A 6,248-nucleotide genomic window follows, 5' to 3' on the forward strand; every position below is an offset into this window, starting at 1 on the left:
GCTTTTCTGAGTCAGGGGGTGAATCTCCCCAGGGGTATTTGATAGGACGTTTGCCTCTGCCGGCTTTTTCCCATTCTGCTTCTGTGGGGAGTCTTTTCCCGCTCCACTTGCAATAGGCAACGGCTTCTTTCCAGGAAACTCCGACTACAGGTTGTTGGTCATTCTTGAACTTGTCCCTGCTCCAACCCATTGGTTTCCGGGCGCCGGTATCGTCCACAAATTTTCTGTACTTAGCATTGGTCACTTCATATATATCTATGTAGAAGGCATCGAGATAGACTTCATGGGCCGGGTTTTCCGGCCCCAGGGTGTGCCGATCGGTATTGAATAAATCATGGGGTTTGAGTTCCAAAAGGGATTTCCTGCTCCCCATTTGCGATTTTCCCGCAGGGATTAATACCATATCCTCAACAGAAGAATCTGCAAAACTGGATGAAACCATGAAAAACGATAAAAACAAGCTGATAATCAGTTTCATTTCAATGGAATTGCCATTAATAAAAAGTAGGAGTTGGATTATATGCAATTGGGAGTCTTTGTTCAATCATGAATAATGATTATCGATAGTCTGCGATATTCACTAAAAATCTTTGAAGATTGACAGTATTATCTATAAGTAATAAAATCCAAATACACCTGTATGGAGTAATTTTTTAGGGCATTTCTTTATTTTTTTCTTGCCTGTTGTTACCTGTTAGCCGTAGAGATAGAAAGCAGAAAATTTTAAGTAGTCCACCATCAGGAGCTTTAATGGATAAGCCAAAAAAAGAGCCCGTTACTTTAAACCAGAATCAGGACAGCAAACTGTGCCTGAACTGTGGGTTCCCCAATAGGAATACTGATACTCAATGTATGTATTGCCGTACCAGTCTCGTTGAAGATGGCGGACTGTTTAACTGGATTCGACAGACTTATTATGTCCTTCGCTGGCGGTGGCAGCTCAAGCAAAAGCGCAATTCTCTGGAAAGCAAACCGCCCATCTACCGCTCATTCGGTTATTTTGTCCTTGGCTTGATTTTAAGCGCCGTGGGTGTATTTGTTTTCACCACCGCCATGAGCCAGAACTCATTTTCCAGCGGCCTGATCGCTCTCCTGCTTATAGGTTATGGAGTTGTTACTCTGAAAACCCTGTTCAGTAAATAATGATACACCTCTTAATTTAAACCCCTCACTTCCTCAGGCAATCCTCCTGTCAATGCAATGATAGTTATTAGAATCATTGCCTGAAAATGTGTATCCTTATAAGGTAGTAAAGGTTCTTATCTTTTAAACTGAGCTCATCATGTCAGATCTTAAATCAACAAATCAAGGACACTTGACCCTTCCAGTTAAAGGCATGAGTTGTGCCAGTTGTTCTGCTCGGATAGAAAAAAAGGTCGGTGAGATGGAAGGGGTGGTTTCGGCCCATGTAAACTTTGCCGCTGAAGTGGCATCCATCGACTTTGATCCGCAAAAAATATCGGCTGACCAGTTTCCCACTGCAATCGAAAAACTGGGTTTTGAAGTTCCTCGTCAGAGTAAGACTTATCCGGTTGAAGGTATGACATGCGCCTCCTGCGTTTCCCGTGTTGAGAAAAAACTATCCTCTATACAAGGAGTCCATTCTGTTGATGTGAACCTGGCCTCAGAACAGGTGCTGATAGATTACATCCCAGCCCTGGTCGATTTTGAATCCCTGCGGTTGGCTCTTGAAGAAACCGGCTATCGCTTATTACAGAAAAAGTCTGAGGGGAATCCGGTTGAAGGTGATGAAGAGCGTTACCATAAACAACTGGCTGATTTAAAGTTAAAGCTGGTTTTTAGTGGATTGACCAGTGTGCTTGTTATGTTTCTTTCGATGCAGGGTGAAACATTTTTCAGTTTTAATCTGCAAACTTTAAATATCATATTATTGGTTCTGGCTACTCCAGTGCAGTTTTATGGAGGGGGACAATTTTATCGAGGTGCTTTAAACGGATTTCGTCACGGTTATGCGGATATGAATACCCTCATTGCTGTGGGAACTTCAGCGGCTTATTTCTACAGCGCGTGGGTTGCTATTTTCCCAGACTCGGTAAAGTTTTCAGGGCTTGAGGTTTATTTCGACACATCGGTCATGATCATTACGCTTGTATTGCTTGGACGATGGATGGAGGCTCGGGCAAAACATAGCGCTTCATCTGCAATCAAAAAATTAATGGGACTTCAGCCGGAAACGGCCCATGTTGAAAGAGAGGGCAGGGAGATTGAAATCAGTGTGGAAGATCTCATTGCAGGAGATGTGGTTCTGGTTCGTCCCGGAGAAAAAATTCCTGTTGATGGTGTTTTGATTGAAGGACAGTCTTCCATTGATGAGTCGATGTTGACTGGAGAAAGTGTTCCTGTAGAAAAAAATTCTGGTGATGAAGTTATTGGCGCGAGTCTCAATAAAACCGGGTTCTTTAAATTTCGCGTGACTCGAATGGGTAAAGATACTGTATTAGCGCAAATCATCCAACTTGTAGAACAGGCGCAGGGATCGAAGGCGCCTGTTCAAAGGCTTGCAGATAAGATTGCTGGAGTTTTTGTTCCAACGGTGATTGTTCTGGCTCTTCTGGCCATGGCATTCTGGTGGGGAGTGGGAAGCTCTATTGTTACTTTGCCTGCGACACCTTTCCTTTTTGCTTTGATGATTTTTATTTCAGTCATGATTATCGCTTGCCCATGTGCATTAGGGCTTGCTACACCCACGGCGATTATGGTTGGAACCGGTAAAGGGGCGGAGATGGGCATACTGATCAAAAGTGGAGAAGCTTTAGAGCAGACAGAGAAACTGGATACCATTATATTTGATAAAACTGGAACTCTCACTTTTGGAAAACCGGAAGTCACCGATGTATTGTTATCTCCAGCATCTGTGTTGGATGTGGACCGTCTATTGGTAATTGCAGGATCCATGGAAAAGCAATCGGAGCATCCATTGGCGCAGGCTGTTGTTTTGGAGACAAAGAAACGCGGGCTCAAGTTTGAAACTGTTTCGGAGTTTGAAGCGCTTCCAGGTTTTGGAGTAAAAGGAAAAGTAAGAAATAATGATGTTCTACTGGGAAATATTAAATTAATGCGGGATCAACGAATCGACATTTCCCCTATAAGTGATGATCTGGAAAAACTGGCTGACCAGGGAAAAACACCCATGATATTGAGTGTTGATGGCGTGGTCGCAGGTCTCATCACTACTTCTGATAAACTAAAGCCTTATGCGAAGGAATGTGTGCTCCGTCTCAAAAGAATGGGTATGAAAGTGATGATGGTTACTGGCGATAACCAGAAAACCGCTCTGGCAGTTGCTCAGCAACTTGGTATAGATGATGTGATCGCAGATGTTCTGCCATCAGGTAAGAGGGATGAAATTAGAAAACAGATTGATGGCGGTAGTAAAGTCGCGATGGTGGGGGATGGGATTAATGATGCCCCGGCACTGGCTGAATCGACAGTAGGCATGGCTTTGGGAAGCGGTACAGATGTCGCTATGGAGGCATCTGATATCACTTTGGTTACTTCAGATCTTCGTATTGTGCCTGAGGCTATCGAATTGAGTCGAAAAACTTTGACCAAAATCCGGCAAAATCTTTTCTGGGCATTTTTTTATAACGTAATGGGAATTCCTATTGCGGCGGGGGTTTTATATCCTTTTTATGGAGTCCTATTAAAACCTATATTTGCCGCTGTAGCCATGTCATTAAGTTCTGTTTCGGTCGTTGGAAATTCACTTTTGTTAAAACGCTTTTCTCCTTCCAAATTTTAGGGACAGGTTGTGGCACCTGTAAAAAATTCTAAAACTATACAATCGCTCTGCTTTTCTATTGCGGTGGTTTTTTTCTTTTTTGGGATTATAGAAGCCCTGCTCAGGTTTGCAGGATTTGAACCTGAATTGCACTTTAAATCTTTTACCATCCCATCCTGGGTGGAAGAGATGGATCCTGTGGTGTTAAAAAAATATCAGCAGTTTGTGGATGGTCAGGGTTTTGTGAATGAGGATATTTATGCCTATAAACCAGATTTCCGCTATGGCTACCTTCTAAAGTCCGGCGTTACTACCACGGTACAGAATTACTCCTCCGCTTTTGTGGTGGATAAGCTTCCCCCATGGACAATTATCGCTGACTCAGAAGGTTTTCGTGCATCTTCCCAAAGCAAGGGCATAACTGAGGTTAATGGAAAAACATTATATGTATTGGGAGACTCCAGTAGTTTTGGCTGGGGAGTGAATTATGAAAAATCCTATGCTTATTTATTAAATGAAAAATTAAACACCGTTTCCGACTTTAACTTAAGCAACTTTTCCCTTCCTGGTTTTTCTTCGTTTCAGGGGAAATTACTCTGGCAGGAAATTGAAGGTGTTAAAAAGGGTGACTGGGTCATCCTTTCCTATGGTTGGAATGATTCTTATCCATCACTCAGAACGGATCAACGTCAATTTGAACTGCGAAATTCTCTGGCAGGAAAGATTATTTGGAAATTGAAACAACTTTTGCTTTATCGGTGGATGACAACTTGGGGTTTGCCAGGCTTTACTCCCAAAGATAAGGGAGGTACTCGTGTTCCACTAGAGCAATACCGTGAAAACCTTGAATCATTAATCGAGGGTGTCAAGCTACAGGGCGCCAGGCCGTTGTTTGTTAATGTATGCAATCCGGAGACCTATCAGGATAGCGCAGAGAAAATCGCAAAGAATAAAAAAATTCCTCATGTTAATTTCCCTTCAGCATTGAAGCCGTATTTATCGACTGTTCACGATCGGTTCCCCGACTTGTTTGTCACTTATTTTGAGGCTTACGGGGAATTTATGGAAGATGACCCCATGCTGGCTTTTTTGTTTCCTGACCGTTGTCATCCTAATGAAATTGGGCATGGGTTGATGGCCGAGATAATTTTTCAGGCGATAAAGAAAGACATAAGCGGTATGAATGAAAACAACAAACCAAATAGTAATAGTGCAAAAAAGATCAGAACAAGTTTAAAGAACTACTTATCAAAACCGGATACCAGAACTTCACGGTTGTAAGCGGCAACAACTTCTCCCCGGTTGACCATGCCGATCACTCGTTTGGGGTCGTCAGGGCGGACTACCGGGAGCTGCTCCACATCAAGTTTGGCGAACATTTCCATTGCCTGATTGAGATTGTTCCCAGGGGTGAGAGTCATGACAGATGTTACTTTTAAATCATTGGCTACGATCAGGTCTCCAAGGTCATCTTCAAAAATCATCTCCCGTATCATATGAAAAGATAATAAGCCAGACATTTCCCCTTCAGAATTCACCACAGGAAAATAAAAGTTCTTGGAGTAGGAGACAGTTTCCAGAATTTTTCTAAAGGGCATGCCTTCTGGAATTGTTGTGATATCTTTGCTTAACACATCATTAACCTTAATGGAGTTTAGGATAGAAACTTCCCGTCCGTGCTTGATGTTGATACCTTCCTTTAAGAGTTTTTGGATATATATTGAATTAATATCAAATGCTCTAAATGTGTAGGCCGAAACAATGCATGTGATCATGATCGGCAAAATTATGGTGTAATCGTTGGTCAGTTCAAATAACATCAAAATATTTGTCAAAGGTGCCTGCATGACTGCGCCAGCTACAGCGCCCATTCCCACAAGTGCATAGGTTTCAGGTGAAGCGGTGAGGCCTGGGTTGATTCCGTGTACCAGAGCTCCGTAGGTGGATCCCAGCATGGCTCCGATAAAGAGTGAAGGTGCGAAGACCCCGCCCAAACCTCCTGAGCCTAAAGTTGTGGCAGTGCTGATGATTTTCAAAAAGATCAAACCAAAGGCCAGACCCCAGAAAAGCTCTCCGTTAAGAGCTTTTTCCATAAACTCATAACCGTTACCTAGAATTGCTGGAAAAGCAATGGAGATTAAACCAACGATCAGTCCTCCCAGGGCCGGTTTCAAGGGCTTGGGGAGATGTACCTTCTTATCAAAAACCTCAAAAGCTTTGAAATATGAAAAAGTGAATAATCTTGAAACCACACCACACAATAATCCCAGAAACAGATAAAAAACTATTTCGGAATAGCTGACCAGCTCATGAACCGGAACATGGAAAGTTATTTCGTTACCTTCCATAGCTCTGCCTGTAGCGGTGCCTATTACCGAAGCAACGACGATAGGACTGAATGTGTGGATGGTAAAGTCTGTAAGAATAATCTCAAGAGCGAACAAAACACCAGCCAAAGGCGCATTGAAGGAAGCGGCTATTCCTGCTGCGGCTCCACAACCAACCA

At 42.9% G+C, this 6,248-nt stretch carries 4 protein-coding genes and 1 pseudogene (1 of these 5 only partly in view); 3 read left to right on the forward strand and 2 right to left on the reverse strand.

Translation table 11 applies throughout. From position 1 onward, the window contains the following. A partial coding sequence (locus tag F3741_06110) for a formylglycine-generating enzyme family protein (protein ID MZG30374.1) occupies nt 1-403 on the reverse strand: 403 nt, incomplete at its 3' end. Nucleotides 404-750: 347 nt separating this feature from the next. Here F3741_06110 and F3741_06115 point away from each other — a divergent pair. The 3 genes from F3741_06115 to F3741_06125 all read left to right on the forward strand — a co-directional run bounded on the left by F3741_06115 (nt 751) and on the right by F3741_06125 (nt 5,023). Further along, nucleotides 751-1,143, forward strand: coding sequence for a hypothetical protein (locus tag F3741_06115; GenBank protein ID MZG30375.1), 393 nt, complete (start codon nt 751-753; stop codon nt 1,141-1,143). Between the two features lie 139 nt (nt 1,144-1,282). Beyond that, nucleotides 1,283-3,763 carry a copper-translocating P-type ATPase gene (locus tag F3741_06120; protein MZG30376.1) on the forward strand — a complete coding sequence of 827 codons (2,481 nt, stop codon included), beginning with the start codon at nt 1,283-1,285 and terminating at the stop codon, nt 3,761-3,763. Between the two features lie 9 nt (nt 3,764-3,772). Next, complete coding sequence (locus F3741_06125; GenBank protein MZG30377.1) at nt 3,773-5,023, forward strand: SGNH/GDSL hydrolase family protein; 1,251 nt, start codon at nt 3,773-3,775, stop codon at nt 5,021-5,023. On the opposite strand, the pseudogene F3741_06130 reads toward F3741_06125, so the two are convergent. Beyond that, nucleotides 4,984-6,248, reverse strand: a pseudogene (locus F3741_06130) (chloride channel protein) (it continues 500 nt past the right edge of the window). The gene F3741_06125 and the pseudogene F3741_06130 sit on opposite strands and share 40 nt — an antisense overlap.

The sequence above is a fragment of the Nitrospinota bacterium genome, assembly GCA_009873635.1.
GTDB lineage: Bacteria > Nitrospinota > Nitrospinia > Nitrospinales > VA-1 > LS-NOB.